Source organism: Curtobacterium sp. MCPF17_011, from assembly GCF_003234145.1.
In the GTDB taxonomy this organism is placed as follows: Bacteria; Actinomycetota; Actinomycetes; order Actinomycetales; family Microbacteriaceae; genus Curtobacterium.
In genome coordinates, this window is record NZ_QKSK01000004.1 from 145357 (window position 1) to 170913 (window position 25557).

General features: G+C 72.2%; 30 protein-coding genes. 8 read left to right on the forward strand and 22 right to left on the reverse strand.

Features of this window, described 5'->3' with window-relative positions:
- Nucleotides 1-41: 41 nt before the first annotated feature.
- Nucleotides 42-260, reverse strand: a complete 219-nt coding sequence (locus DEJ25_RS06720) for a hypothetical protein (RefSeq protein ID WP_110902372.1) — start codon at nucleotides 258-260, stop codon at nucleotides 42-44.
- 34 nt (nucleotides 261-294) lie between these two features.
- Between DEJ25_RS06720 and DEJ25_RS06725 the strand changes: the two genes are divergently transcribed.
- Nucleotides 295-1038 (forward strand): SDR family NAD(P)-dependent oxidoreductase, encoded by a 744-nt coding sequence (locus DEJ25_RS06725; RefSeq protein WP_111044183.1) that lies wholly within the window; start codon nucleotides 295-297, stop codon nucleotides 1036-1038.
- Between the two features lie 81 nt (nucleotides 1039-1119).
- Here DEJ25_RS06725 and DEJ25_RS06730 read toward each other — a convergent pair whose 3' ends face one another.
- A complete protein-coding gene (locus DEJ25_RS06730; RefSeq protein WP_111044184.1) occupies nucleotides 1120-1821 on the reverse strand; it encodes an SDR family oxidoreductase in 702 nt (233 codons plus the stop codon).
- 96 nt (nucleotides 1822-1917) lie between these two features.
- Between DEJ25_RS06730 and DEJ25_RS06735 the strand changes: the two genes are divergently transcribed.
- On the forward strand, nucleotides 1918-2322 hold the full coding sequence (locus DEJ25_RS06735) for a MerR family transcriptional regulator (RefSeq protein ID WP_111044185.1): 405 nt from the start codon (nucleotides 1918-1920) through the stop codon (nucleotides 2320-2322).
- 90 nt (nucleotides 2323-2412) lie between these two features.
- Nucleotides 2413-3747, forward strand: a complete 1335-nt coding sequence (locus DEJ25_RS06740) for an LCP family protein (protein ID WP_111044186.1) — start codon at nucleotides 2413-2415, stop codon at nucleotides 3745-3747.
- A 12-nt stretch (nucleotides 3748-3759) separates the two neighbouring features.
- Here DEJ25_RS06740 and DEJ25_RS06745 read toward each other — a convergent pair whose 3' ends face one another.
- Complete coding sequence (locus tag DEJ25_RS06745; protein WP_111044187.1) at nucleotides 3760-4188, reverse strand: MFS transporter; 429 nt, start codon at nucleotides 4186-4188, stop codon at nucleotides 3760-3762.
- A gap of 203 nt (nucleotides 4189-4391) precedes the next feature.
- Between DEJ25_RS06745 and DEJ25_RS06750 the strand changes: the two genes are divergently transcribed.
- Nucleotides 4392-5984 (forward strand): peptide chain release factor 3, encoded by a 1593-nt coding sequence (locus DEJ25_RS06750; RefSeq protein WP_258366438.1) that lies wholly within the window; start codon nucleotides 4392-4394, stop codon nucleotides 5982-5984.
- A gap of 75 nt (nucleotides 5985-6059) precedes the next feature.
- On the opposite strand, the gene DEJ25_RS06755 is transcribed toward DEJ25_RS06750, so the two are convergent.
- Nucleotides 6060-7751, reverse strand: coding sequence for a class I adenylate-forming enzyme family protein (locus DEJ25_RS06755; protein ID WP_110902379.1), 1692 nt, complete (start codon nucleotides 7749-7751; stop codon nucleotides 6060-6062).
- A gap of 190 nt (nucleotides 7752-7941) precedes the next feature.
- On the opposite strand from DEJ25_RS06755, the gene DEJ25_RS06760 reads away from it, so the two are divergent.
- Nucleotides 7942-8643 carry a YafY family protein gene (locus DEJ25_RS06760; RefSeq protein ID WP_111044189.1) on the forward strand — a complete coding sequence of 234 codons (702 nt, stop codon included), beginning with the start codon at nucleotides 7942-7944 and terminating at the stop codon, nucleotides 8641-8643.
- A 96-nt stretch (nucleotides 8644-8739) separates the two neighbouring features.
- Nucleotides 8740-9111, forward strand: a complete 372-nt coding sequence (locus DEJ25_RS06765; RefSeq protein ID WP_111044190.1) for a VOC family protein — start codon at nucleotides 8740-8742, stop codon at nucleotides 9109-9111.
- Between the two features lie 133 nt (nucleotides 9112-9244).
- On the opposite strand, the gene DEJ25_RS06770 is transcribed toward DEJ25_RS06765, so the two are convergent.
- The 6 genes from DEJ25_RS06770 to DEJ25_RS06795 all read right to left on the reverse strand — a co-directional run bounded on the left by DEJ25_RS06770 (nucleotide 9245) and on the right by DEJ25_RS06795 (nucleotide 13591).
- On the reverse strand, nucleotides 9245-9700 hold the full coding sequence (locus DEJ25_RS06770; protein WP_111044191.1) for a hypothetical protein: 456 nt from the start codon (nucleotides 9698-9700) through the stop codon (nucleotides 9245-9247).
- Between the two features lie 126 nt (nucleotides 9701-9826).
- Entirely contained in the window at nucleotides 9827-10651 is an 825-nt protein-coding gene (locus DEJ25_RS06775) for an alpha/beta hydrolase (protein ID WP_181427363.1), read from the reverse strand.
- A 5-nt stretch (nucleotides 10652-10656) separates the two neighbouring features.
- Nucleotides 10657-11268, reverse strand: a complete 612-nt coding sequence (locus tag DEJ25_RS06780) for a class I SAM-dependent methyltransferase (RefSeq protein WP_110902383.1) — start codon at nucleotides 11266-11268, stop codon at nucleotides 10657-10659.
- A 68-nt stretch (nucleotides 11269-11336) separates the two neighbouring features.
- The gene (locus DEJ25_RS06785; protein WP_111044193.1) at nucleotides 11337-11753 is read right to left on the reverse strand and encodes a DUF4259 domain-containing protein; all 417 of its coding nucleotides are present in this window, start codon (nucleotides 11751-11753) and stop codon (nucleotides 11337-11339) included.
- A 47-nt stretch (nucleotides 11754-11800) separates the two neighbouring features.
- Nucleotides 11801-12457 carry a hypothetical protein gene (locus DEJ25_RS06790; protein WP_146240627.1) on the reverse strand — a complete coding sequence of 219 codons (657 nt, stop codon included), beginning with the start codon at nucleotides 12455-12457 and terminating at the stop codon, nucleotides 11801-11803.
- Nucleotides 12458-12682: 225 nt separating this feature from the next.
- The gene (locus DEJ25_RS06795) at nucleotides 12683-13591 is read right to left on the reverse strand and encodes a LysR family transcriptional regulator (protein ID WP_111044195.1); all 909 of its coding nucleotides are present in this window, start codon (nucleotides 13589-13591) and stop codon (nucleotides 12683-12685) included.
- 106 nt (nucleotides 13592-13697) lie between these two features.
- Between DEJ25_RS06795 and DEJ25_RS06800 the strand changes: the two genes are divergently transcribed.
- Together DEJ25_RS06800 and DEJ25_RS06805 are read left to right on the forward strand one after the other, a co-directional pair.
- On the forward strand, nucleotides 13698-14510 hold the full coding sequence (locus tag DEJ25_RS06800) for an inositol monophosphatase family protein (protein ID WP_111044196.1): 813 nt from the start codon (nucleotides 13698-13700) through the stop codon (nucleotides 14508-14510).
- A gap of 40 nt (nucleotides 14511-14550) precedes the next feature.
- A complete protein-coding gene (locus DEJ25_RS06805; RefSeq protein ID WP_220033181.1) occupies nucleotides 14551-15219 on the forward strand; it encodes an NADPH-dependent F420 reductase in 669 nt (222 codons plus the stop codon).
- A 75-nt stretch (nucleotides 15220-15294) separates the two neighbouring features.
- Here the strand turns inward: DEJ25_RS06805 and DEJ25_RS06810 are convergent, their stop codons facing one another.
- From DEJ25_RS06810 to DEJ25_RS06865, 12 genes are read right to left on the reverse strand one after another with little or no spacing between them, the layout of a single operon-like run.
- Nucleotides 15295-16470, reverse strand: a complete 1176-nt coding sequence (locus DEJ25_RS06810) for a flagellar hook protein FlgE (protein WP_111044197.1) — start codon at nucleotides 16468-16470, stop codon at nucleotides 15295-15297.
- Nucleotides 16471-16513: 43 nt separating this feature from the next.
- Nucleotides 16514-16954, reverse strand: a complete 441-nt coding sequence (locus DEJ25_RS06815) for a flagellar hook assembly protein FlgD (RefSeq protein ID WP_110902389.1) — start codon at nucleotides 16952-16954, stop codon at nucleotides 16514-16516.
- A 28-nt stretch (nucleotides 16955-16982) separates the two neighbouring features.
- Nucleotides 16983-18536 (reverse strand): flagellar hook-length control protein FliK, encoded by a 1554-nt coding sequence (locus DEJ25_RS06820; protein WP_146240628.1) that lies wholly within the window; start codon nucleotides 18534-18536, stop codon nucleotides 16983-16985.
- On the reverse strand, nucleotides 18533-19291 hold the full coding sequence (locus tag DEJ25_RS17135) for a C40 family peptidase (RefSeq protein ID WP_111044199.1): 759 nt from the start codon (nucleotides 19289-19291) through the stop codon (nucleotides 18533-18535). Before DEJ25_RS17135 ends, DEJ25_RS06820 begins: the two co-directional genes overlap by 4 nt.
- On the reverse strand, nucleotides 19288-19713 hold the full coding sequence (locus tag DEJ25_RS06830; RefSeq protein ID WP_111044200.1) for a flagellar FliJ family protein: 426 nt from the start codon (nucleotides 19711-19713) through the stop codon (nucleotides 19288-19290). The genes DEJ25_RS17135 and DEJ25_RS06830 overlap by 4 nt, the downstream gene beginning before the upstream one ends.
- Nucleotides 19713-21071 carry a FliI/YscN family ATPase gene (locus DEJ25_RS06835; RefSeq protein WP_258366439.1) on the reverse strand — a complete coding sequence of 453 codons (1359 nt, stop codon included), beginning with the start codon at nucleotides 21069-21071 and terminating at the stop codon, nucleotides 19713-19715. The genes DEJ25_RS06830 and DEJ25_RS06835 overlap by 1 nt, the downstream gene beginning before the upstream one ends.
- Complete coding sequence (locus DEJ25_RS06840) at nucleotides 21068-21691, reverse strand: hypothetical protein (RefSeq protein WP_111044201.1); 624 nt, start codon at nucleotides 21689-21691, stop codon at nucleotides 21068-21070. The genes DEJ25_RS06835 and DEJ25_RS06840 overlap by 4 nt, the downstream gene beginning before the upstream one ends.
- Nucleotides 21684-22721 (reverse strand): flagellar motor switch protein FliG, encoded by a 1038-nt coding sequence (fliG, locus tag DEJ25_RS06845; protein WP_111044202.1) that lies wholly within the window; start codon nucleotides 22719-22721, stop codon nucleotides 21684-21686. Before fliG ends, DEJ25_RS06840 begins: the two co-directional genes overlap by 8 nt.
- Nucleotides 22718-24394 carry a flagellar basal-body MS-ring/collar protein FliF gene (gene fliF, locus DEJ25_RS06850; protein WP_111044203.1) on the reverse strand — a complete coding sequence of 559 codons (1677 nt, stop codon included), beginning with the start codon at nucleotides 24392-24394 and terminating at the stop codon, nucleotides 22718-22720. The genes fliG and fliF overlap by 4 nt, the downstream gene beginning before the upstream one ends.
- Complete coding sequence (gene fliE / locus DEJ25_RS06855; RefSeq protein ID WP_181427364.1) at nucleotides 24394-24726, reverse strand: flagellar hook-basal body complex protein FliE; 333 nt, start codon at nucleotides 24724-24726, stop codon at nucleotides 24394-24396. Before fliE ends, fliF begins: the two co-directional genes overlap by 1 nt.
- Nucleotides 24726-25121: a flagellar basal body rod protein FlgC gene (locus DEJ25_RS06860; protein ID WP_111044204.1), complete on the reverse strand. Its 396-nt coding sequence runs from the start codon at nucleotides 25119-25121 to the stop codon at nucleotides 24726-24728. The genes fliE and DEJ25_RS06860 overlap by 1 nt, the downstream gene beginning before the upstream one ends.
- On the reverse strand, nucleotides 25118-25462 hold the full coding sequence (locus tag DEJ25_RS06865) for a flagellar basal body protein (RefSeq protein WP_111044205.1): 345 nt from the start codon (nucleotides 25460-25462) through the stop codon (nucleotides 25118-25120). Before DEJ25_RS06865 ends, DEJ25_RS06860 begins: the two co-directional genes overlap by 4 nt.
- Nucleotides 25463-25557: the final 95 nt, after the last annotated feature.

Here is a 25557-nt window from a genome sequence, read left to right on the forward strand (position 1 = left end):
AGCCTGACAGGGTGCGGGTGGACGTGTACGCGGTCGTCCGCTCAGCGTCCCCGCTCGGCCCGGGCCGTGAGCACCAGGAAGGTGACGTGCCCGAGCAGGGCGATGCCGAAGAACACGAGCGCGACCGCGTAGACGCGGTCGAGCGTGCCGTCCCCGGTCAGCAGGAGCACGATGCACCCGACCACGGCCGCGGACAACACCCCGACCTGCACCGTCGACCACGTCTTCCGCCATCGCGGCTGCTGTCCCTGACCGTCCACTCCCCCATCATCGGCCACGACGTACGCTGCGCTGATGGAACACACCGTCCTCGTCACCGGATCCACCGACGGACTCGGGCGGCTCTCCGCCGAGTCCCTGCTCGCTGACGGCCACCACGTGGTCGTGCACGCACGGAACGGCAGCCGCGCCGAGACCCTGTCCGACCTCGTCGACCGTGGCGCGACCCTGGTCACGGCGGACCTCGCCGACGCGCGTGCGGTCTGGCGCCTTGCCGGCGAGCTCGGCGGCTCCGGACTCACCGCGGTCATCCACAACGCCGGGGTCCTCTCGGGGCCGGACGTCCTGCCCGTCAACGTCGTCGCGCCGTACCTGCTCACCGCGCTGCTGCCGGACGTCCGACGGCATGTCGTCCTCTCGAGTGGCATGCACCGCGGCGGCTCGGCGTCGCTCGACCGGATCGACTGGCACACGTCGACCGGCTCGTCGTACTCGGACAGCAAGCTCTTCGTGACCGCGATCGCCGCTGCGCTCCCCCGCCTGCGGCCGGGCGTCGTCGCACACGCCGTCGACCCGGGTTGGGTGCCGACGAAGATGGGCGGCGCGGGGGCACCCGACGACCTGGAGGCCGGCCACCGCACACAGGACTGGCTCGCCGTCACCGACGACCCCGACGCGGAGACCCCCGGCTACTGGTACCACGGGGAGCGGGCGACACCGCAGGCCGCCGTGCGCGACCCCGCGTTCCAGGACGCGCTGCTCGCCGCACTGGCGGACGTGACGGGCGAACGGATCCGACGGTCCGGTGCACCTGACTGACGGGAGGCCCGTGGCGGCGTCGCCACGGGCCTCCCGTCAGTCAGGCCCCCGGCGGCTGCCGGCCGATCCCGAGCGGGCGGTTCAGCCGATCTCGGCGGAGAAGTCCACCGGGTCGCCCGCGAGGGAGGCCTTGACCATGCGGGTCCAGTCGTCGACCAGCACCTCGGTGGCGTCCCGCTCGACCCCGTCGAGGGCCGCACGGACGACGTCCGCGGGGTCGGTCATCGGGCCGTCGTAGCCGGCCATCATGTCGGTGTCGGCGGCGCCGAGGTGGAGGCCCTGCACGGTGACTCCTCGGCCGGCGAGCTCGAGCCGGACGGCGTTGGTCATGTTCCACTCGGCCGCCTTCGCGATGGCGTACCCACCCGCGCCCGGCGCCGAGAACCAGGAGAGCGCGGAGAGGACGTTGACGATCGCACCCCCGCCGTTCCGCTCGATGACGGGCGCGAACGCCCGGACCATGTCGAGCGTTCCCCAGAGGTGGGTGTCGACGGCTCGGCGGGCGTCCGCCAGGTCGTCGGTGAGCAGCGAGCCGGACGACGAGACGCCGGCGTTGTCGATCAGCAGCGTGACGTCGCCGGCTGCTGCGGCGGCGGCCGCGACCGAGGCCGGGTCGGTGATGTCGAGGGCGAGCACCTCGACCCCGGGGACGTCGACGAGGTCGGGACGCCGGGCGGTGGCGTAGACCTTCGACGCGCCACGTTCGAGGAGCTGTTCGACGAAGTGTCGTCCGATGCCGCGGTTCGAACCGGTGACGAGGGCGACGGATCCGGTGATGTCCATGGTGGTTTCCTTCCGCCGAACGGGTCCGTCCCGCTGCGGCTCGGTTACGGTAAGACCTCACATCAGTGTCAGGGGCAAGCCCCGAACGGAGACGACATGCGCATCGGCGACCTCGCTGCCCGGACCGGGGTGAGCGTCCGCTCGCTCCGCTACTACGAGGAGCAGGGGATGCTCACCGCCACCCGGACCGGCACCGGGCAACGGACCTACGGGACGGAGGCCGTGGACCGGGTCCGCCTGGTGCAGCAGCTCTTCGCCGCCGGACTCCCGAGCCGCACCATCGTCCGGCTCCTGCCCTGCGTCGACGCCGGTGAAGCCACGGCCGAGTCCTTCGCCCTGCTCGTGCAGGAACGCGACCGGATCACCGCACAGCTGGCCGAGCTGACGGCGACCCGGGACCGGCTCGACGAGGTCATCCACATCTCCGAGCACCCGAGTCCCGAGCACTGCCCGGCACTCCGGACCGACGTGTTCGCGGTCGACGAGGGCGCCGCCGCCTGACAGTCTCTCAGGTGTCTCGACGGTGGGGAGCCCTGCGGTCCGGCATGATGACGGAACCGGGACCTCTCCCGGACTGACCCCGAGGGATGCATGTCGGACGACGGACGAGCGCACGCGGACCAATCGACGAGCCCGCCACCGCTCATCCGGCACGGCAGGCTGCGTCGTCGCGGTCCGTTCGGGTTCGTGCTGCGCGGCATCGCCGTCGTCGCCGCGGTCGCCGTGGTGGGGTCCGGATCGATCGCCGCCATCGCCACCTGGCAGGTCCTGCAGAGCGCCCAGCCCTCGGTCTCCCTCGTGATGCCCGGCACCACTGCGAAGAAGGCGCCCGCGCTGACGGCCCAGTCGGGCGAGGTCAACATGCTGCTCGTCGCGACCGACACCCGCGACGGACAGGGTGCCGGGTTCGACGACCCGGCGAACCAGCAGGCCAGCAACGGCGTCGGCAACAACGACACCAACATCCTCGTGCACATCTCGGCCGACCACTCGAACATGTCGGTCATCAGCTTCCCGCGCGACCTCGTCGTCCCGATCCCCGCGTGCACGAACGACGACGGTGCCGTCACCCCGGCCTCGTCCGCCGCGATGCTCAACACGGCGCTCTCCCGCGGCGGCGAGCAGCACGGCCTGGCCTGCGTCGCGAGCACCATCGGCAAGCTCACCGGCCTGCAGATCGCCTACGCGGGCAAGATCACCTTCGACGGGGTCGTCCGGATGGCCGACGCGGTCGGCGGTGTCACGGTCTGCCTCGCCACGCCGATCAAGGACGACGACGTCACCCCGGCGCTCGACCTGCAGCCCGGCAACCGCGAGCTCCGAGGGGCCGAGGCCGCTGCGTTCCTCCGGTCGCGACACGGCGTCGGCGACGCGAGCGACCTCGGCCGGATCAGCAACCAGCAGACGTTCATGTCCGCCCTGGCCCGCCAGACCGTCTCCGCCGGCACGCTCACCAACCCGGCGAAGGTCCTGCGGCTCGCGGACACCGCCTTCAAGAACATGGTCCTGTCGGATTCGCTCGACGACGCGGCGACCCTGGCGCGCCTCGCCCTCGCGGTCAACACCGTCGGACTCTCGAACATGGTGTTCGTCCAGTTCCCGGTCGTCGACGACCCCCAGGACCCGGCTCGGGTCCTGGTGTCCGAGGGGCCCGCGGCGACCCTGACGGCTGCGCTGCAGGCCGACGAACCGGTGCGGCTCGCCCCGAACAGCCTCGGCCGTTCCGCCGTGCGCGATCCCGACGCGCCCACCGCGAAGCCGTCGGCTCCCACCAGCCCATCAGCCACCACCACCCCGCCCGCCTCCGGGAACACGACGACGCCTCCGGCGACGCCCCGGGCGAGCGCGTCCGCGGCCGAGCTGCCGGACTCGGTGTCCGGCCAGACCGCCGACACGGTGACCTGCGCGGCGAAGTCGGAGTACTAGGCCTGGCTCCGTTCAGGCACGACCGGCGAAGGTCTGCCGGCCGACCACCGTCACGACCAGCGCCAGGGCCCCGAGGACGGCCATGGACACCGCGAGGACCAGCCCGCCCGAGACCGCGATGAGCAGCGCGCCGACCAGACCGGCGGCGGAGATCGCGAGGTTGAAGGCCACCGGCAGGAACGCGTTCGCCAGGTCCGACTCCGTGCCGCCCGCGATCGTCAGTGCGCTCTGCAACTGTGGCGCCGCTCCGCCGAAGGTCAGCCCCCACAGCACGGCCGCACCGAGGACGACCGGGGCTGATCCGTGCCCGACGACGAGCAGCACCGCAGCGACGACGAAGCCGCCGAGGCTGGCCCACGGCAGCGGGAGTCCGACCAACTCGGGCGCGATGCGCGCGCGTCGCGACATCAGGAAGTCCCGTACCTCGTTCTCGTTCGGCATGGGCCCACGGTACGGCGGACGGTGCCGGAGAGCGCAGTACCCCGGCGGTCGTGACCTCGTGGCGTCCGGAACCTGCCGAACCCGGCGGGCCTCCCGGAGGGCCCCGGTGCGTCGACTGTCCGGAGCAGTCGGTATCGTCGGAGGGTGCAGAAGTCGGAACACCCAGGTCACGCCGTCGGTCGATGCCACGAGCGGGGCGACGCGTGACCGGTCCGTCCCCGGCGGACACCGCCGCCGCCGGCACGATCGAGCGGGAAGCCGAACGCCGTCGGACCGTCGCCGTGATCGCCCACCCGGACGCCGGCAAGTCCACGCTCACCGAGTCGCTGACCCTGGCGGCCTCCGCGATCGACGAGGCCGGTGCGGTCAAGGGCAAGGCCACCCGGCGCGCGACCGTGTCCGACTGGATGGAGATCGAGCGGAGCCGCGGGATCTCGATCAGCTCTGCCGTCGTCCAACTCGACGCCGGCGGCACGCTCATCAACGTCGTCGACACCCCCGGCCACGCCGACTTCTCCGAGGACACCTACCGCGCGCTCGCGGCCGTCGACTGCGCGGTCATGCTGATCGACGCCGCGAAGGGCATGGAGGCGCAGACGATCCGTCTGTTCGAGGTCTGCCGCACCCGCGACATCCCCGTCATCGCCGTCGTCAACAAGTGGGACCGCCCCGGCCGTGAAGCCCTCGACCTGCTCGACGAGCTCGAGGAGCGCACCGGACGTGCCCCGACGCCGGTCACCTGGCCGGTCGGCGAGGCCGGTGACCTGCAGGGACTGGTCGACACCACGACCGGGACCCTGACCACGTACGAGTCCACCGGCGGTGGGCACCTACCGGTCGCGACCGAGCGCTCGGCGGACGAGGCCGCCGAACTGTTCGGCAGCGCGTGGGCGACCGCGCTGGAAGAGGTCGAGCTCACCCGCGAGGTCCGTGGCCTGCCCGACCAGGACGACTTCCACGCGCGCGTGAGCATGCCGGTGTTCTTCGGCGTCGCCACCAAGCACCTCGGCACGGTCGACCTGCTGCGCTTCCTGCGCGACACCGCCCCTGCCGCGCTCCCCCGTCGCACCGAGGACGGCGCGCCCCGTCCGGTCACCGAGCCCTTCGCAGCCCAGGTGTTCAAGGTGCAGGCGAACATGGACCCTGCCCACCACGACCAGGTCGCCTTCGTCCGCATCTGCTCGGGCCGGTTCGACCGCGGCATGATGCTGACCCACGCGCAGTCCGGCCGACGGTTCAACACCAAGCACGCGCTCAGCGTGTTCGGTCGGGAGCGCGACACCGTCGACGTCGCCTGGCCCGGCGACGTGGTCGGTCTGGTGAACGCGACGATGCTGCACCCCGGGGACACCCTGTACAGCGACGAGGCCGTCGAGTTCGAGCCGCTCCCCCGGTTCGCGCCGGAGATGTTCGCCACCGTCGCGCCCACCGACCCGAGCACCGCGAAGAAGTTCCGCAAGGGCATGCAACAGCTCGCCGGGGAGGGCGTCGTGCAGCTGCTCGAGTCCGAGCGTCGGACCGCGCAGGCGCCGATGGTCGGCGTCATCGGGTCGCTGCAGCTCGAGGTCCTGACGTCGCGCCTGTCGGCGGAGTTCGGCACCGCCGTCCGCGTCGAACCGCTGCCGTGGACGATGGTGCGCACCGTCACGGACTCCGACCTCGCGTTGCTCGAGCGGCGGCGCGACCTGGAGATCGTCACCACCGACCGCGACCGCTACGGGCTGTTCCGCGACCAGTGGCACCTCAACTCCGTGATGCGCGAGCTCAAGGGCCTGGAGCTGCCGGCACCGGTGTGAACCTCCCGCTGAGTCGCGACGGTGAACATCCGCCGACCTCGCCGTCGGGTCGCCAGCGCGCTGGCGCCACTGCACTCAGGGGCGGACGAACAGACCGGCTTCCGCGTCGTCGGTGGTGCGGCGCTGCATCACGAAGTGCTGCTTCTTCCCGGTGGCCGTGTAGGGCAACTCGTCGACGAAGGCGTAGAGGCGCGGCCGCTTGAAGTCGGCGAGGTCGGTGCTCGTCCTGCAGTGCGCGTCGAGAGCCGAAGCCGCGGAAGTGGGATCGGTCAGCTGTCCGCTGCGACGGACGACGTACGCGACGACGACCTGGCCCCACTCGGGGTCCGCCTTCCCGACCACGATCGAGTCCGCGACCCCGGCGTGACCGGCGAGGACCTCTTCGACCTGCACGGGGTGCACGTTCTCGCCGCCGGAGATGAGCATGTCGTCCTTCCGGCCGACGATCGTGACGACTTCGTCCTCGTTCCAGGTGGCGAGGTCACCCGGGTAGAACCACCCGTCCTGGAACTTCGCCTGCTCTGCGTCCGGGTTGTGCACGTAGGCGTACCCGGACTTGATCGACCGGATCGCGATCTCGCCGATCTCCTTGCCGTCCTTGGCCACCTGGTCCCGCGGGTCGGCGAGCCGTCCGGCGAGGGCCTGCACGACGGCGACGTCGTCGTCGATGTTCGCGCGTCCGGCGGCACCCGCGTTGGCGGTCAACTCGTAGCCACGGAGGAACGTGTTCCAGAAGGTCTCGGTCGTGCCGTACCCGTTCGAGATGTTCGGGGTGAGCACCCGCTGGTACCGCAGCGCCGCCTGCCGTTCGAAGGGTGCCCCCATCGTCACGATGCCGGTGAGGCTCGACAGGTCACGGGGTCGCGCCTCCTGCTCGTCCGCGAGGCGCTCCAGGTTCGTCGGAGCTCCGACGACGAACGTCAGGCTCGACTCCTCGATCAGGTCGAGGACGCGCACCGGGTCGAACTGCCGCAGGGTGACGGCTTCCGCCCCGACGTAGAACACCGGGTTCGGTCCCGCGCAGTACACGCCGCCCCGGTGGAACCAGGGCGACATGTTCAGCGTCCGGTCCCGGGGTGACAGCGGCAGGTGCATGATCACGTCGTGCGCACTCAGGGTCTCGTTGAGGCTCGACAGGGGCACGGCCTTCGGGCGGCCCGTGGTGCCCGAGGTGTAGAGGCGGGTGGTCTCGTCCCAGACGGTGCCGGCTTCGGGAGCTCGGAACGACGGTGCCGACGTGTCGAGCAACTCCGCGAAGGTGATCGAGCCCGGCAACGGCTCGACGTCAGGGGCCGGCTCTCCGACCGAGACCAGCACGGCCGGTCGATGGGAGGCCAGTGCGAGCGCGGTCGCGACGTCGGCGGAAGCAGCGGCTTCGTAGACGAAGACCACGGGCTCGGCGTCGTCGAGGATGTGTGCGGTCTCCCCGGGTGCAAGACGGAAGTTCATCGGCGAGCCCACGGCACGCAAGCCCTGGGTCGCGACGTAGAGGAACGCGAACTCCGGCCGGTTCATCAGCTGGTAGCAGACGACGTCGCCGGCTTGCACACCGTGGCGTGCGAGGCCACCGACCAGGTGTCCGGTGACCGCGCCGAGCTGGGCGTACGTCCACGACCGCCCGGTCTCCGGGTCGCTCAGAGCGGGCTTGCCGCCGAACCGGTGCACGTTGCGCTCCACGGCGGAGGCATAGGTGAAGTTCCGCTCGAAGACCGCCCGCAGCCGGGTCGGGTCGTACGCACGTCGGACGTCGGAACCATCTGCACTCATGTGACGATCAAAGCCGCATGAACTTCCGCACCGGAACCATTCCGCCAGGAGCGAACCCGGACCCCGCAGTGCGGACAGACGTCCACCGCCGGATCACTCCCGGACTGGGCAGGGCTCGTCGAGCTCGGCCGACGCCGACGGGTCCCAGATCGTGGTCTCCGCGCCGACTCCCGAGTCGCATGATGGTGGAGTGAACCGCACCGACCGCCTCTACGCCCTCGTCGAGGAGTTGCGCGCTGTCGCTCCCCGGCCCCGCAGCGCGCGTTGGCTCGCCGAGCGGTTCGGGGTGTCGGTGCGGACCGTCGAGCGCGACCTCTCGGCGTTGCAGCAGTCGGGCCTCCCGATCTGGGCCGAGCCCGGCCGGACCGGGGGCTACGTCATCGACGCGACCGCGACGCTCGGGCCGACCGGGTTCACACCGGACGAAGCGCTCGCGGTGCTGGTCGGGCTCGGGACGCTGCAGCGTGGGCCCTTCCGACAGGCCGCCGCGACCGCCGTCCGGAAGGTCCTCGCGGTGATGCCGGAAGACGACGCTCGACGGGCCAGGGCCCTGGCGTCACGGGTGCACCTGCTCGAACCCGCCGACGACGCACCGGTGCTGCCGGCCTTCGCCGCCGCACTCCGGGCAGACCGGGTGGTCCGGCTGCGGTACCGGGACCGCTCGGGGTCGGAGTCCGTCCGGGAGGTCGAACCGCTGGGGTCGATCGGCAAAGCCGGCGACTGGTACCTGATCGCCTGGTGCCGCCTGCGGGACGGTGTCCGCGCCTTCCGCGGCGACCGGGTGCTGTCGATCGAACTGACCGACGAGCGTCCGCAGGCGCGGACGCTCCGCCGCGAGGACCTGGACATCCCGTACGGTCGCCTCCGATCCGTCACCGAGCACGTCGACTGACCGGAGGCGACCGGATCCGGGAAACACCGACAGGACGGTGTCGCGGGTGTCGGCGAGGCTGGCCGGACCAGATCACCACTGCTCCAGGAGGCCCCCGTGTCGTTCACATCCATCCGCATCGTCACCGAGGACGTCGACCGTCTCGCCGCGTTCTACGAGCGTGTCACCGGCCGCCCGGCGAAACGACCCACGCCGGTCTTCGCGCAGTTCAGCGGCTCCGGCGCGGTCCTGGCCATCGCGAGCACGGCGACGGTCGCGATGCTCGGGGACGCCGTGTCCGCGCAGACGAACCGGTCGGTGTTCATCGAGTTCGAGGTCGCGGACGTCGACGGCGAGTTCGAGCGCCTGCAGCCTGAGCCCGACGACGTCGTCCTGGCACCGACGACGATGCCGTGGGGCAACCGGTCGGCGCTCGTCCGCGACCCCGACGGCAACGTCGTGAACCTGTTCAGCAGGCCGGCGTCCTGAGCGACTGCCGCTCGACAGCGGCAGGGACGTCGCGGCTCGTCCGGCGGCCGTCCGGTCCCTCCCCAGCCCGGCACCCGACGGGAGGCGCGGTGCGGGCCGGCGCCGCGCCTCCCGTCCGGCGGGTGCGCAGCGGTCAACCGTGCGACGCGGGAAGGCGGACGGTGACGCGACCGGAGGACGGACCGCCACACGGCTCCGCGTCGTGCGGACTGTCCCAGCGCAGCGCCACCGACTGCTCGGTGAGCACGTGGCCGGCACGGTCGTACACGGCGACCGCACCGCGCTCCGGCGTGTCCATGCCCAGGTACAGCGTCCGGCTGTCGCCGCCGGCGACGGGTGTCGGTGTGTGCCCCGGGTCCGCCTCCGGGGGAAAGGGCGGCGGATCGTCGGCTGCGGGTGGCTCGCATCCGGCACCGCCGCACGCGGTCACGGTGGCGACGTCGGTGGTGTCGCCGAGGAGCGTCACCTCGACGCCGTTCGCCCAGCCGATCGCCGTGCAGGCGGTCGGACCGACGCTGCACCCGGCGACGCCGAGGGCGGCGACGAGCGCCACCGCCCCGCCGATGGCCGCCGCTCGCCCCGTCCCCATGCGTCGATCCTGCACCGGGCGGTCCCGACCGCGGGACACGGTTCGGTCACGTCGTCCTGGGCGTCGGCTTCGGGATGCGGAGGAGCGCGACCTGCCGAGGGGTCGGACCGATCGGACACCGGCTGTTCACACGGGAGTCGGGCGGCGCCGCATCCACTCGGCGATGAGGGCGGTTCCCGTGGCGAAGGCCGGGAGGCCCGGGCGGTTCAGGAAGGCGTGCGCACTGCCCGGCAGCACATGGCGTTCCACGTCGGCGCCCGCGGCCGCGAGCTCGGCCGCGAAGCGATCGCCCGAGGTCCGCATCGTGTCACGCTCGGCGTTCACGACGAGCGTCGGCGGGAAACCGGTCAGGTCGTGCCCGCCGGGGAACGCGTACCGGTGTGCCAGCGCGTGCCGAGTGCCGACGTGGTTGCGGTTCGCGACGTCGAGCGCCCACGGCGCGTGCGTGATCCGACGATGGCCGCGCGAGCGGTGCGCTGAGTCGCTCTCCCGGGGGTGCGCGGCGTGGAAGAACCCGTACGCGAAGACAGCTCCGACCGGAGGGGCGCTGTCGTCCACCGCGTGCAGGGCGGCGGCGGCAGCCAGACATGCCCCGGCGCTCGCGCCGCCGAGGACGATGCCCTCCGGGGACTCGGCCGACACGGCCCGTGCCGCGGTGAGGACGTCCTCGAGTGGCAGTCGGAAGCGCTCCGGTTGCCGCGCCGGGCCCCCCGGTCGCCGCCGCAGCGGTCCTGTGCCGGGGAACGGCGCCAGGCGGTACGCCGCGGTCACCACCCTGACGCCCTGGTCGGCGAGGACGCGGGCCACGTCGTGGGCCTCGGGTTGCGCAGGACTCCCCCGGAAGAACCCGCCGCCGTGCAGCCAGAGCAGCGTGGGACCCGCGCTGCTCTCCTCCGCCTCCGGTCGGTACCAGCGGAGCGATTCCGCACCGACGGCGTCCAACTTGCGCACGGGGATCAGGCCCCCGCACCGAGGCGAACGAGGACCGCCCCGTGCGGCCGCGGTGTCCCGCTCGCCGCGCAGCGGGTGTGCGTCTCGACGACGTCGAAGCCCGCGGCCCGCAACTCCTGCTCGAGCGCTTCGGCGGGCCACCGGTGTGCCGTCACGACCGCGTGGTCGAACGGCTCGACCGCGGGACCGACGAAGAAGCCGACGAGGAGCATGCCGCCCGGGCGGAGGACCCGGGCGAACTCCTCGAGAGGACGGCGGATGCGCTCCGGGTCGTGGTGGACGAGCGAGTACCAGGCGAGCACACCACCGTACGAGTCGGACGGGTCGTCCAGGGCGTCGATGCTGCCGGTCGTGAACCGGACGCCCGGGTAGGTACCCCGGGCGTGGTCGATGAAGGCCGGCACAGCGTCGATCCCGCGGACGTCGTGACCCGCCTCGGCGAGGAACGCGGTCCAGTGCCCTGGACCACACCCGGCGTCGAGTACCGGCCCCTCGACCGATGCCGCCCAGGCGCTGACGAGCTGCACGTCCGACGGGTGGACCGAGTCCATGGTCCCGAGGAGTTCGACGTACTCGGCTGCTCGGTCGGTGTACGCGTCCTCGACACTCGTCCCCATCGGGGCAGGCTACCGACGAAAGCCGAGGGAGCGGACCGACCCGGCGGACCTGACGCTCTTGTCGCGACCTACTTGTCGGTGCGGAGGTTCGCGCCCAGGCGTGCGATTGACACACGCCACTCGGCGAGCTCGGTCGCACCGGCGTCGTCCCACAGTTCCGCGAGTTCGCCCTCGCCAGCCGAGGCAGCGGTGACGGCCTGCGCGGCCAGTCGGACGAGCCCCGCATCGGGCTGGCCGGCACGGGCGACGAACTGCCCGATGGTCGCGGTGTAGGCGTCGTCCTGCGTCGGCCGTCCGAGACCGTGCGCGACGACCTCGGCGGCGGCGATCGCGAGTTCCGCGACGTCGCTGTCCATCCCGGGTCCGGCCTCCGTCGCCGCGGTGAGTGCCGACTCCACGACGGCCCACCCCCGCTCGTCGTCCAGATCGCCGACGAAGTCCGCCGCTGCGTCGTTGCCGACCGGTTCTGCGCTCCAGGTCCCCATGCGGCAACCCTGGACGGCGTGGACGGTGGAGGGGCCGGACCGCCGACTCAGACGATGACGACCTTCGCGTGGACGAGGATGTCGTGCAGGTCGGGACGCAGCGCCTCCTGTGAGGAGGTCTTCACCTTCACGATGAGCGCCGCTCCCGGCTTCGCGAACGCGCGTGCCACCGTGGCTGACCACGATCCGTCTGTGTTGTGGCCCGCGATCGACAGGAACTGCGCCGTCCCGTCGGTCATGGTCGGTAGGAGCTGCTCCTCGAGCTGCTCGGCCGGCAGCCCGGCAGCCGTGAACAGCTGCTCCGTGGCCGCGCGGTCCCCGATCGACGGGTCGAGGTCGGTGATCCGCTGCTGCGTGATGGTCGCGACCGCCCCGTCCGACTTCGTGTACTCCCGCGTCCCCGTGGCGGAGTCCTCGCCGGTCTGCTTCCAGTCGCCGAGCGCGGAGATCTCGAGGCTGAACGCCGGCAGCTCGGTCGTCGAGAGCGCAGTGCCGTCCTCGAACGTCAGGTCGGTCGGTCCTGCGGCGTCGGCGGTCGGTGTCGGCGATGCGTCCGGTGTCGACGACGCGCTCGGCGATGATGCCTGCGACGTCGGACGCTGGCTGGCCGGCGCAGTGCTGCCGGGTCCTGCGCACCCGGACAACGCGATGACTGCGATGACCGTTGCCGCGCCCACGCTGCTGATCCTGGACGTGATGGACATGCGTTCCCCCTTGCCTCCGCCGTGCGCCCCGTGCACCGGCGAGTCCGCGTCCGAGCCTAGGGGTCAGCGCCGTGGTGCGCGCATCGGGCACTCGTCGCCGCCCGGCGGTTCACCGGGCGTCGAACCGGGCCTGGTTCGGTGACACGTCGTCCCGGTGCGCTTCGGACCAGCGCTCGAGTTGCCGCACGGTCTGGTGCGGGGACGGTCCGAGGTCCGTGAACCCGATCATGACTGACGGCGTGGATCCCGCCCGGAGCGCAGCACGTCCCCGGTGAGGGCGCGGAACCACCGGTGCCCTACGTCGGCGGTGAACTGACGGTGCCACGCGAGGACGATCGGTACCGGCGGGAGAGCGACCGGCAGCCGGAACGACCCCACTCCGTCGTCCAGCCGTGCTGCCACGGAGGCCGGCACGACGGCGACGGCGTCGGTCGACCGGACGACCTCGATCGCCGCGCCGGTCGCCGCCAGGGACGACACGACCGTCCGCGACCGGCCGACCGACTCCAGGTGATCGTCGACGCGGTCCCGCAACCGGCCTCGCCGCGACACCACCACGTGCGGCACCGCGACCCACTGCTCGAGGTCGATCGGTGCCGAGAGCATCGGATGACCGGCACGGGCCACTCCGACGAGCTCGTCCATGCCGACGGCCTCGTGGTCGATCGACGGTGACACCGGCGCCGCTGATCCGATCTCCAGGTCGACCACCCCACGTCCGAGTTCAGTGTTCCCGCCGGACGCCTCACCGAGGAACCGCACCCGGACACCGGGCGCGACCGTCGCCACCCGCTGCACGAGCACGGGCGCCAGTGCCGTCGTCAGGGCGTCGTGCGCCTGGATCGTGAACACACGCTGCAGCACGTCGAGGTGCAACTCCCGTTCCGGTGTCAACACGGCGGCACTCCGCAGGACCAGGGCCCGCACCTCGTCCCGCAGCGCGATCGCACGCGGGGTCGGCCGCATGACGCGACCCGCACGGACGAGGATCTGGTCCCCGGTCGCCTGGCGGATGCGACCGAGGGTGCGGCTCATCGCGGGGGCGGACAGGTGCAGTCGGTCTGCGGCACCGGTGACGCTCTCCTCGTCGAGCAACGCATCCAACGCAGTCAGGAGGTTCAGGTCGAGTTGCACGAAACGCAATCTACTCGTGCACGGATTGTATTTGTGCGCATCACCGCCCGCTCCTACCGTTGCCACCACAGCGACGAGGATCGCCGCGGCGAAGGAGAAGAACCCCATGGACGACACGATCAGCTCTGCGCAGACGGTCGACGACCTCGCGCTGCTCGCCGGCCTCACGGCCGCGGTCACCGAAGCAGGGGCCGTGTTGCTCGACCGCTTCTCGACCGAGGACCGCGTCGACGACCTCGACACGCTCCTCGCGGCGATCGGCGACAACGACGTTGCTTCGGTCGCGGTGCTCCGCCCGGCACTCGAGCGGCTCCGCCCGGAGGCCCGGTGGGACGACGACGAAGAAGGTCGCGGCTCCCTGGGCGCCGGAGAGTGGTGGGTCACGGACGCCGCCGAGGGCAACGTGAACCACATCCACGGCCGGGTCGACTGGGGAGTCACCGCGACACTCGTCCGCGACGACGTCCCCGTCGTCACCGCGGTGTTCCTGCCCGCCCTCGGCCAGACCTTCACCGCGGTCCGAGGCGCAGGGGCGTCCCTGAACGGTTCACCCCTCACGGTGTCCGCGAAGTCCGACCTGGCCGCCGCACTCGTCGGCACCGGGCAGGCCGCGCCCGGGGAGGCAGCCGACGTCCGCCGCCGCATGAGCGCGTCGATCGACCGGATGCTCGGCGCCGCACTGCTCGTGTCCGCCACCGTCCCCGCGACCCTGCAGCTCGTGCAGGTCGCCGCCGGGCACACCGACGCGTTCTGGCAGTACGGCCAGGTCCGGTCCGGTCTCGTCGCCGGCGCACTGCTCGTGCAGGAGGCCCACGGCGCCGTCAACGACACCACCGGCGCGCCGTGGACCCTCGCCAGCGACGACTTCATCGCCACCACCCCCGGCCTGGCATCGGGCATCGCCGCGGTTCTCCGCTGACGCCGGTCGCCCCGCAGCTTCCCCAGGACAAGGAGTCCGCATGACCATGAACACCACCACGACCACGACCACGATCACGACGAGCACCATCGCCGTCCTCGGCGCCGGGCGCGTCGGCACGACCCTCGCAGCCGGGCTGGCCGCCGCTGGCCACCGGGTCACGCTCGGGGTCCGCGACCCGGGCACCGCCGCGGCCCGGAGCGACGCCAGCGTCTCGGCCGTCGCGACCGCGATCGCGAACAGCGATCTCGTCATCAACGCGACCCCGGGCGACGGTTCGCTCGAACGTCTCACCGGCCACCGTGAGGCACTCGCCGGCAAGGTGCTCCTGGACGTCTCGAACGCCACCGTCCGGAGCGCCGACGGCCTCCCCGGTGGGCTCCTCCACCGGGACACGAGTCTCGGTGAGCTCCTGCAGGCAGCACTCCCGGCGACGAAGGTCGTCAAGGGCCTGAACACGATGCTGTTCTCCGTCATGACGAGCCCCGGTGCGCTCCGGAACCCACCCACTGCGTTCCTCTCCGGCGACGACCCCGACGCGAAGGACCTGGTGCGGGCCGTCCTGAGCAGCCTCGGATGGCAGGACGACTGGGTGGTCGACCTCGGAGACATCAGCACAGCTCGGGGCACCGAGGCGGTGGCGCTCCTGGTGCCGAGTCTGCTCGGGTCGGTCGGCTTCGTGCCCTTCGCGATCGCCGTCGCCCGCTGACCGTCCGGTCAGCACGCCGACACCGAGGACCCCCGGTCTCCCCTCACATGGGAGACCGGGGGTCCTCGTCGATCATCAGCGCTTCAGGTTCGTCAGCTCCTGCAGCACCTCGTCCGAGGTGGTGATGATGCGGGCGTTCGCCTGGAAGCCGCGCTGCGCGACGATCAGGTTGGTGAACTCCTGCGACAGGTCCACGTTCGACATCTCGAGCGTGCCGGCAGCCAGCGAGCCGACGCCCGCGGATCCCGGGACGCCGACGGTGGCGGCCCCGGAGTTCGCGGTCGCGCGGTAGCCCGACGCACCGGTCTTCTCGAGGCCGGCCGGGTTGGCGAAGGTCGCGAGGGCGATGCGGCCGACGGCGAGCGAGGCACCGTTCGAGAACGTGCCCATCACGGTGCCGTCCTTCGAGATCGAGTAGCTCTTCAGCGACCCGGCCTCATGCCCGTTCTGCGACGAGATCGACGCGGTGTTGAGCGCGGCGAAGCCCGTCAGCTGCGTCATGTCGACCGCGACGCCGCCGACCTGCAGGGTCGCGCCGCGTGTGATCTTGCCGTCGGCGCCGAACGTGACGGTGCCGGTGGCCGAGGCGCCCTGCCCGTTCGAGGCGGCGACGGTCCAACCGGTGTCGGTCTTCGTGTACGCGAGCGACAGGGTGTGCTTCGTGCCGTACTGGTCGTAAACGGTGGCGTCCCGGTTGAGGACCTCGCCGGTCTTGGTGTCGGACGGCAGGTTGCCGGTGACGCCAGCGGTGCTGGTCGCGGTGGCGGGGGCGGCGGCCTGCAGCGGCAGCGTGATGTCGCTCATCCGGCCGCCGTCGTCGACGACGCCGTTGGTGGCCGAGTAGCCCTGGACGATCTTGCCGTCCGCGCTGACCAGGCGCCCGTCGGCGTCGAAGTCGAACGCGCCGGCGCGGCTGTACACGGTGTCGTTGCCCAGGCGGGTGACGAAGAAGCCGTCGCCGGAGATCATCAGGTCGGTGGCCTTGCCGGTCGCCTGTGCGGAGCCCTGGGCGAAGTTGGTGGAGACGCCGGCGACCTGCACGCCGAGGCCGATCTGTGCGGGGTTCGTGCCGCCGATGCCGGTCTGGGGGCCGCCGGCACCCTGGGTCATCTGCGACAGGGTGTCCTGGAACACGGTGGTCGACGATTTGAAGCCGACCGTGTTCACGTTGGCGATGTTGTTGCCCGTGACGTCGAGCATTTCCTGGTGGGAGCGGAGGCCGGAGATCCCGGAGTAGAGCGAGCGGAGCATGGTGCGTCCCTTCGTGGACGAGGAGTGTGGGAAGTGGATGGGGTCAGGAACCGGAGGCGGTGGTGATACCGGAGATCACGTCGAGATCGACCTCCTTCCCGTTCACGGTCACGGTCGGCACGCTCTTCGCGTAGGAGACCGCGGTGGCGGTCCCGGTGACGGCCGCGCCGGAGGCGGCGTCGGTGTAGCTGACCTGCTTCCCGACGAGGTTCGCGGCGGCCATGCGCATCTGCAGCGAGAAGTCCTCGTTGGCCGTCGTGGTCTGGTTGGTGACCTGCTCCATCATCGCGAGCTGCGTCTGCTGGCTGATCATCTGGTTCGTGTCCATCGGCGACGACGGGTCCTGGTTGCGGAGCTGCGTCACGAGGAGCTTCATGAAGACCTCGGAGTCCATCGTCTGCGACCGCGACGAGGTGGGGTTGGCGGCGACTGCTGCGGCGGCCGTGGCGGTGTCCACGGAGCCGGTGATCCCGTCGAGTGGCATGGTTCTCGTTCCTTGTCGTGGTGGCCGGTCAGGCGAGGACGTCGAGTCCCGCGGTGCGGACGGTGGTCGGGGCGGACGGGAGGGCCGTGGCGGGGCCGGTGCGGGCCTCCCGTCCGGTGAGACGAGCAGTGTCACGGCCGGCGCCGTCGCGTCCGTCGCCGTCGCGCCCGGCGGTGTCGGCGGCTGAGCGGTCGCGACCGTCGGCAGCGGCGTCCGCCGGGTGGTTCTGCGCCGACAGGTCGAGCGTGGTGCCACCACCGGAGTCACGACGGAGGTCCGGCAGGATCTGCCGCACCGCGTCGCGCCCCGCGTCCGAGGCCGCGAACAACTCGACGTGCATGCCGTGGCCGGTGACGTGGGCTCGGACGGTGACGGGGCCGAGGGCCTCCGGCGTGAGCTGCACGGTCAGGACGTGCTCACCGGGTCCGGCCTGCGCGAGCGTGAACAGCGGACGCGCCAGCTGCTGCGCCAGCGGTTGCGGCGCGGCAGCGGCGGTGGTCGGGGCGACCGACGCTGCGGTGGTCCCGACGGTCGCGGGAGCCGCGGTCGAGGGGACGGCCAGCACGGCGGGTACGTCGACCGTGCCGGTGCCGGCCGGGAGGCTCGCCCCGCCCTGGTCCGCGGCGGCCGCGGTGGCCGGATTGCCAACTGCGGTGGCCGGGTTGCCGGCAGCAGCGGCGGTCGCGGTCGCGGTGACGGTCGCGGTCGGAGTAGCCGCGCCCGAGGTCGGGGCGACCGGGTACGGAGCGGCCGTGGGTGAAGCCATCGCGGCGGCGGGCACCGGGATGGAGACGGAGGACAGGGCGCCGGTGGGCGACGCCGCGGTGGTGCTCGGCGCGACGGTGTCCGCCGACGCTGCGACTGCCGGCGCCCCGACCGCGGCGGTGGCCGAGGTGTCGTTCGCCGACGAGGACGCGGACGCGGACGCGGACGACGACGGCACCGCTGTCGGGACCTGAGGAGCCGTGTCCACCGGTGCGGCGACGAGCGGCGCAGACGGCAGGACGGGTCCGGGGACCGGCACCGCGACGGTCGGCGCGTTGCCAGTGGCGTCGGCGGGGTCCGCCGTCGCCACTCCGCCGTCGCCGTCGCCGTCGCCGGGAGTGTCGAGCATCGCGGAGGTGTCGGCGACGGCACCGGCGACGTCGGTCCCGACGACCCCGGCGCCGGCCACACCGGCGCTGGCCGCACTGGCGCGGACGAGCACGGCGGCGGCGACGACCGGAACGGCCATGGCGAGGCTGCCCGCTGCGGGCTGCCCGGTCGAGTCGGAGCCGGTCCGCGCGGCCTCGATCGGCAGGGCAGCGGTGCTGGTCGTCGGCGTCACGGGCCCGGTCGCGGGCGTCGCGGTGACCGGCGTGGCGACGGTCGCGGGCGTGGCCGACGACGTCGTTGACGACGACGTCGGGACGCTCGTGCTCGGCTCCCCCGCCGGGTCCTGCCGTCCGCGATCGCGCTCCCCCGCACCGGAGACAGCGGACAGAGCCGCCCCGAAGTCAGTGCTCGAACGGGCCTCCGCCGCACGCGGCCGGACGACGGCCGGCACCGGCGTCAGCGGTGCACCCGTCACGAGCGCGCTCACGCGGCGCTCCCGGCGAAGAGCGACTGCAGCGCGGCCATCTGCATGTCGGTGGCGTTCGTGGCGCTGCTCGCACCGGCGGTCCGGGCGACCTGCGCGGCGGAGGTGGCCGCAGCCTCCTGGCCGGACGGCACGATGCGGCGGATGGTGGCGATGTCGGAGTCCTTGTACCAGTTGTCGACGATCCGGACGTCCTTGCCCGGGCGGGGGGCGTGCAGCACCTTGCCGTCGCCGACGTAGATGACGATGTGCTGCTCGCCCTTGGGGATGATGAGGTCGCCGGGCTGCGCCTGCGCCAGGGACGGCACCGCGACGCCCATGTCCGCCTGGTCCGGGACGACCCGGGGCATGGTGACGCCGAGGTCCTTGAAGACGGTCTGCACCAGACCGGAGCAGTCCATCCCGGCGCGCGTCTCGCCACCGAACACGTACGGGACGCCGAGGTACTTCTCCGCCGCGGCGACGACGGCGTCGCCGGTGGCACCGCTGCCGGTCGCCAGGGTGCCGTGGCCGGCATCGACGGAGGTGGCGGGTGCGGCGGTGGCTACGGAGGGGGCGGTCGTGGCGGCTGCGCCGGTGGTCGTGGCGGACCGCGCGCCGGCGCCGGTCTCGGTGGCCAGCGCGTCGGCGAAGGTGGACCCGGCGGCGGAGGACGCAGCGGCCGACCCGGCGGTGGACGGCGCAGCGGCGCCTCCCTGCAGCGTCTCGATCTGGCTGCGGATCTCGCTGATCCGTGAGAGCACGGCGTCGATGCTCATCGGTGTCCCCCCTCGGTGCGGCGACGAGCCGCGATCTCGTCGAGCACGTTCTGTTCGGTGCGCAGGTCCTCGGCGGCGACCCGCGTGGTGTGCTGCCCCTCGAGCTTCTCGAGCCCGAGTGCCGAGCGGCGTGCGGCGTTGTAGGTCTGCTGTGCACGGTCGACGTCGGCACGCCGGGACCGGACGACGGCGTCGAGCTCCTCGAGCATCCCGCGCGTCGCGGCACGGGCCGAGGCGACGGCGCTGAGCGTCGCCGCGTCGGTGATCGTCGACGGTTCGTCGTCGAGGGTGCGGCGGGCGGCCATCCGGGCGTCGGCAGCCTCGCGGACCCGGCCGTTCGCGTCCGCGAGGGTCGCGGCGGCACGGTCCTGTTCGGCGTGCCGCAGACGCAGGAGCCCGGCGAGCGGGAAGCGGCGGGCCATCAGACGAGCCCCCCGCCGTTGCCGAGGGTGCGGACGAGACCGGCGAGGCGCTCCCACGACCCGGCGGCGGTGACCTGCTCGGCCATGCCCTGCCGGAGGAACGCGTCGATGGCGTCCTGGTGGTCCACGGCGGCGTCGACCAGTGGGTTCGTGCCGCGCTGGTAAGCGCCGACGTCGAGCAGGTCCTGCGCGGCACGCCGTGCGGCCATGACCTTCCGGAGCGCGGTCGCGGTGGCGCGCTGCTCGGGCGTCGTCACCTTCGAGGCGACGCGGGAGATCGACCCGAGCGCGTCGACGGAGGGGAAGTGCCCGGTGACGGCGAGCTTCCGGTCGAGGACCACGTGGCCGTCGAGGATGCTGCGTGCGGCGTCGGCGATCGGCTCGTTGTGGTCGTCGCCGTCGACCAGGACGGTGTAGATCCCGGTGACGCTGCCGACCCGGTCGGTGCCGGCGCGCTCGAGCAGGCCGGCGAGCACGGAGAACGTCGACGGCGGGTAGCCCCGGGTGGCCGGCGGTTCGCCGACGGACAGGCCGATCTCCCGCTGCGCCATCGCGACGCGGGTCAACGAGTCCATCATCAGCACGACGTCCTGGCCCGCATCGCGGAAGGACTCCGCGATGCGGGTCGCGACGAACGCGGCACGCAGGCGCATCAGGGCGGGTTCGTCGGACGTCGACACGACGACGATCGAGCGGGCGAGTCCCGCAGGGCCCAGGTCGTCCTCCAGGAACTCCCGGACCTCGCGGCCCCGTTCGCCGACCAGGGCGATCACGTTCACGGCAGCGTCGCTCCCCCGGGCGATCATCGACAGCAGCGAGGACTTGCCGACACCGGAGCCCGCGAACAGGCCCATGCGCTGGCCCCGTCCGACGGTGGTCAGCGTGTCGAGCACGCGGACGCCGAGCTGCATCGGGGTGTCGATGCGGGTGCGCGCCATGGCGTTCGGGGTGTCGTGGTCGAGCGGGACCCAGACGTCGGCCGCGAGCGGCCCGCGGTCGTCGATCGGACGGCCGAGACCGTCGATGACCCGGCCGAACAGACCGACGCCGGTCGGCACGAGCACGGGCCGACCGGTCGAGCGTGCCGGGGTGCCCGCGGTGATCCCGTTCAGGCGGCCGAGGGGCATGCAGCGCACCCCGGACGAGTCCGTGGCGACGACCTCGACCGCGGTCTGTGCCGCGCCCTCGCCGCCGACCGTGATGACCTCACCGACGTGGGCGTCGAGTCCGGCGATCGTCAGGCCGAGGCCGACGGCGCTCGTCACGGTGCCGACCCGCTGGGGCTGCGCAGCACGGATCGCGTCGTCGAGGCCCCGCGGGCGGAGCAGCGTGTGCTCGAGGACACCGGCAGCGCTCACCGGACGCCCCCGAGGGCAGCGCGAGCACGGTCGAGGGCAGCGTCGATGCGGGCGTCGAGCAGTCCGTCGGGCAGGTCGACCACGGCGTCGCCGTCCCGGAGGGACGCATCCGCCACCACGGGGACCGGCATCGTCAGGTCCGCGACGGCCGCCGCGTCCGCCGGGCTGAGCCGCACCGCCGTCACCACGGGCGCGCTCGCAGCGGCCAGGGCGCGTCGGAGCGTCTCCTCGGCGGCGGCCGGACGTCCGGACACCCCGTCCACGTCGTCTGCCCGGGAGGCCCGCACCGCGTACCCGACGACGGCCTCGGCCAGGTCGACGGCCGCGCTGGCGACCGACTGCTCGGCGTCGGCGAGGACCGGCACGACCCGGGCCTGGAGCGCCGCGGCGGCACGGTCGAGCACCGCGAGCCGGTCGACGACGAACGCCTCGAGGTCGGACAGCCGCGCGGCGTGCTCGGCGTCCATCCGGGCACGGGCTGCGTCGGTCTCGACCTGGGCGGCACGGAGCCCGGCGGCGTACCCGGCAGCGTGGCCGCGGACGTCCGCGCTCGCGGCACGACGGGCCAGGGCGGCGTCGGTGATCACCGGGAACGCGACCGGGGCGAAGGCGTCAGTCAACGAGCTCGTCCTCCTCGGCGCGGTGGACCGTGATGACGCCCTGGGCCTCGAGCTCGCGGACGGAGCGGACGACCTCGGCGCGGGCCTCCTCGACCTGCGACACCCGGACCGGGCCCATCGACTGCAGTTCGTCGTCGAGCAGTTCGCGGTTGCGCTCGGAGACGTTCGCGCGGATGGTCTCGACGACCGGCGTGGACGCACCCTTCATGGCGGTCGCCAGGATCTTCGAGTCGATGCCGCGGAGCACCTGCTGGATGTCGCGCGACTCGAGCTTCACGATGTCCTCGAAGGTGAGCATCCGGGAACGGATGTCCTCGGCGAGTTCCGGGTCACGGGCCTCCAGACCGTCGAGCACGGCCTTCTCGGTGGCGACGTCCGACCGGTTGATGATCTCGACCAGCGGCGCGATGCCGCCGACGACCTCGACGCTCTCGCGCGGCGAGACGACGGCTCCGGCGCGCGAGCGCAGGACCCCGGCGACGATGCCGACGGATTCGGGCGTGGCGGTGCCCATCGTGGCGAACGCCTGCGCGACGTCGGTGCGGACCCGCTCGTCGAACCCGGCGAGGACGGCGCTCGCCTGGGCGGGCTTCAGGTGCGCGAGCACGAGGGCGATGGTCTGGGGCAGCTCGCCCTCGAGCAGGGCGATGACCTGGCCGGGCTCGGCGTCGTCGAGGAACTCGAACGACTGACCGGCCAGGTTCGACGCCAACCGGTCCATCACACCGGCGGCGCGCTCGGCGCCGAAGGACGCCTCGAGCAGGCCCAGCGCGGTCTCCTTCCCGCCGCGACGGCTCGTGCGGCCGGTGCGGGTGAGCCGGTGGAACTCGCCCAGGGTGCGGTCGACGACCTCGTCGTCGACGCGGCGCATCCGGACGATCTCCTGTGAGATCTCCTCGGCCTCCAGCTCGGTGAACTGCTTCATGACCTCGGCGGCCCGCTCGGTGTCCATCTGCATGAGGATGAGCGCGACCTTCTGCGCCCCGGTCAGCGGCCGGTCGGTGCCGGGTGCGGGGACGACGGCGCTCACACCGACGCCCGGTCGTCGAGCAGGCCGCGGAGGAGCTCTGCCGTGCGCTTCGGGTCGCGCTCGGCGAGGGCCGCGATGTCCTGGCGGCGGCGTTCGGCGGTGATCTCGTCCGTGGTGAGGACCTCGGTCGGGGCGTCGTCGTGCGGCAGGGCCTGCAGCGCCACGGTCGGGGCGTCCCCGGCCTCGAGACCGGTGCGGACGTCGGCCGGTTCGACGGCGAGCGGCAGCGGGAACGCCTCACCAAACGCGTCGAGCTCACCGATGTCGACCTGTTCGCGCTGCTGGCGGCGGCTGCGACGGGCCAGGACCACCATCAGGGCGACGAGGGCCAGGACGATCCCGACGACGATCCCGGCGGTGCGGATCGCCGACCAGAGCGCCTCCTGCTGGTCCGCCTGCTGCTGCGCCTCGAGCGCCTTCGCGGCGTCGTCGGCGGCACTGGTGTCGAAGTCCATCATCGCGACCTTGACCTGGTCGCCGCGGGTCGCGTCGACGCCGGCGGCGTTCGCCACCAGGTCGTTGATGCTCTGCAGGTTGACGCCCTGCACGGACTTCGCCTTGGAGTTGAGCGCGACGGAGATCGTCTGGCGGTCCATCGCACCGGCCGGGATCTGCGTCGTCTCGGTGGTCTTGTCGACGGCGTTGTTCTTCGTCGCGGACTGGTTCTCGTACCCGCCGTCGCCGTTCCCGGTGCCCGAGTTGGCGGTGCCGTTCGGGACGGCGATGTTGTCCGGTCCGAGGACGCCCGTCGCGCCGGCGCCGGCACCGGTGGCCCCGGCGCCGTACTGCTCCTTCGTGGACGACTCGTTGAGCGCCACCGGGCCGGTCGTCGGCGTCGTGTAGGACTCGGTCGTGCGGGTGCCGGAGTTGTCGCTCATCGTCGCGGCGACGACGACGCTGGCGTTGCCGGCACCGAGCGTGGTGTCGAGCAGGTCCTGCACCTTCTTGCTCGTGGCGGCGTCGTAGTCGGCGGCCTGGTCGGTACCGGAGCCGGTCGCGCCGGTGCCGACCGCCGACAGGGTCTGGCCCTTCTGGTCGACCACGGACACGTCGGTCGGCTGCATGCCCTCGACGGCGGCGCTGGTCAGGTGCACGATGGCCTGGACCTGGTCGGTGCCGAGTTGGGCGCCGTTCTTGGTGGCGATGAAGACCGACGCGGTGGGGTCCTTCTCCTCGGACACGAACACGGACTTCTTCGGGATCGCCAGCTGCACGCTCGCGGTCTGCACGCCGTCCATCGCGGAGATCGTCTTGGCGAGTTCGCCCTCGATCGCGCGCTTGTAGGTGACGTCCTGCTGGAACTCGGAGCTCGTCACGCCCATGGTGTCGAGCAGCGAGTAGCCGCCCTCGTTCGACGACGGCAGCCCGTTCGAGGCGGCCTTGAGTCGCTCCGTGTAGACCTTCGCCTGCGGGACCAGGATCGTCGCGCCGCCGTCGGTGAGTTGGAAGGGCACGCCGTCGGTGGTGAGCTGGTCGGTGACCGAGCTCGCGTCGGCAGCGGCCAGACCGGTGAACAGCGGCGCGTACGACGGCTTGCCGAGCCAGGACGCGAGCGCGATGCCGCCGAGCACGAGTGCCGCGACGCCGATGACCGCGATGGTCCGCTGCGCGGCGGTGAACCCCTTGACGTACGCGCCGAGGCGGCCGAGCACGTTCTGCATGCCGGCGGGCATCAGGCCTGCATCCGCATGATCTCGTTGAACGCGTCGACGCCCTTGTTGCGGACGGCGGCGACGAGTTCGAGGGTGACCTGCGCACGGGTGGACGCGATGGTGGCGTCGTGGATGTCGTCGAGGTTGCCCGTGACGGCCTTCAGGGCCAGCGTCTTCGAGTCGCTCTGCAGCTGCTGCAGCCCGTCGACGGCGTTGCCGAGGCTGGCGGCGAACCCGTCGCCCCCGGTCCCGGTCACCGGGGACGAACCGAGGTCGCTGCTGGTGCCGGTGACGTTCGTCACGGCGTTCGTCATCGCGTTGGTGGTCACACCGTTCACGGCGTCGATGGGCATCAGTTCTTCCCGATCTGCAGTGCCGCCTCGTAGGCGGTCTTGGCACGGTCGACCACGGCGGCGTTCGCCTGGTAGCCGCGCTGGGCCATGATGAGGTCCGCCATCTGCGTGCCGAGGTCGATGTCCGGCATGCGGACGTAGCCTTCGGCGTTCGCGAGCGGGTTGTCCGGGTCGTAGGTGACCCGGCCGGCGGCACTGCCGAACGCGGCGCCCTTGACGTAGGCGCCGGAGACGCCGTTGCCCTCCTGGACCTCGACGTAGCGGGCCTGGAACGCGGAGTCGTCCATGGACCGGACGGTGTTGACGTTGGCGATGTTGTCGGAGATCGCGTCGAGCCACTTGCGGTGCACGGTCATGCCGGTGCTCGCGATCCCGATCGCGTCGAAGGTCGTCACGAGTTGGTCCGCATCGCCGCACGGACGCTGGTGAGCTCGGAGTTCATCGCCTGCGTCGCGAACTGGTACCGCAGCACCGTGTCGACGTTCGACAGCGTCTCCTCGTCGAGGTTGACGTTGTTGCCGTTCGTGTTCGTCGGCTCCAGGCTCCGCGCGACGGTCGGCGTGGCGCGGCCGTTGCCGTCGACGATCGACTTCGCGAGCGCGTCCTCGAACTGGACCTTGCCGGCCCGGAAGTCCGTGGTGTTGATGTTCGCGATGTTGTCGGCGATCACGCGCTGACGCATCGACAGGCCGTCGAGTGCACTCTGCAGCGCGGCAGACGTCACGGAGTCGAACACGGATGGGTCCCCTCGTCGGGCGTCGTCGGGGTGACGTCGCCGTGGCGGTGGTGGCCGATCCGTGGCCGGTGGTCGAGCGATCCGTGCTCAGAGAG

Bases quoted from the DNA above. Each gene is read 5' to 3' on its own strand.
- DEJ25_RS06815 (WP_110902389.1), bottom strand. From the start codon at position 16,954: ATGCCACTCGACGGGATCACCGGCTCCGTGGACACCGCCACGGCCGCC.
- fliE (WP_181427364.1), bottom strand. From the start codon at position 24,726: ATGCCCATCGACGCCGTGAACGGTGTGACCACCAACGCGATGACGAAC.
- DEJ25_RS06735 (WP_111044185.1), top strand. From the start codon at position 1,918: ATGCGCATCGGCGACCTCGCTGCCCGGACCGGGGTGAGCGTCCGCTCG.
- DEJ25_RS06745 (WP_111044187.1), bottom strand. From the start codon at position 4,188: ATGCCGAACGAGAACGAGGTACGGGACTTCCTGATGTCGCGACGCGCG.
- DEJ25_RS06770 (WP_111044191.1), bottom strand. From the start codon at position 9,700: ATGGGGACGGGGCGAGCGGCGGCCATCGGCGGGGCGGTGGCGCTCGTC.
- DEJ25_RS06755 (WP_110902379.1), bottom strand. From the start codon at position 7,751: ATGAGTGCAGATGGTTCCGACGTCCGACGTGCGTACGACCCGACCCGG.
- DEJ25_RS06785 (WP_111044193.1), bottom strand. From the start codon at position 11,753: ATGGGGACCTGGAGCGCAGAACCGGTCGGCAACGACGCAGCGGCGGAC.
- DEJ25_RS06740 (WP_111044186.1), top strand. From the start codon at position 2,413: ATGTCGGACGACGGACGAGCGCACGCGGACCAATCGACGAGCCCGCCA.
- fliF (WP_111044203.1), bottom strand. From the start codon at position 24,394: ATGCCCGCCGGCATGCAGAACGTGCTCGGCCGCCTCGGCGCGTACGTC.
- DEJ25_RS06830 (WP_111044200.1), bottom strand. From the start codon at position 19,713: ATGGCCCGCCGCTTCCCGCTCGCCGGGCTCCTGCGTCTGCGGCACGCC.
- DEJ25_RS06790 (WP_146240627.1), bottom strand. From the start codon at position 12,457: ATGTCCATCACGTCCAGGATCAGCAGCGTGGGCGCGGCAACGGTCATC.
- DEJ25_RS17135 (WP_111044199.1), bottom strand. From the start codon at position 19,291: ATGAGCATCGACGCCGTGCTCTCACGGATCAGCGAGATCCGCAGCCAG.
- DEJ25_RS06780 (WP_110902383.1), bottom strand. From the start codon at position 11,268: ATGGGGACGAGTGTCGAGGACGCGTACACCGACCGAGCAGCCGAGTAC.
- DEJ25_RS06805 (WP_220033181.1), top strand. From the start codon at position 14,551: ATGACCATGAACACCACCACGACCACGACCACGATCACGACGAGCACC.
- DEJ25_RS06725 (WP_111044183.1), top strand. From the start codon at position 295: ATGGAACACACCGTCCTCGTCACCGGATCCACCGACGGACTCGGGCGG.
- DEJ25_RS06800 (WP_111044196.1), top strand. From the start codon at position 13,698: ATGGACGACACGATCAGCTCTGCGCAGACGGTCGACGACCTCGCGCTG.
- DEJ25_RS06810 (WP_111044197.1), bottom strand. From the start codon at position 16,470: ATGCTCCGCTCGCTCTACTCCGGGATCTCCGGCCTCCGCTCCCACCAG.
- DEJ25_RS06730 (WP_111044184.1), bottom strand. From the start codon at position 1,821: ATGGACATCACCGGATCCGTCGCCCTCGTCACCGGTTCGAACCGCGGC.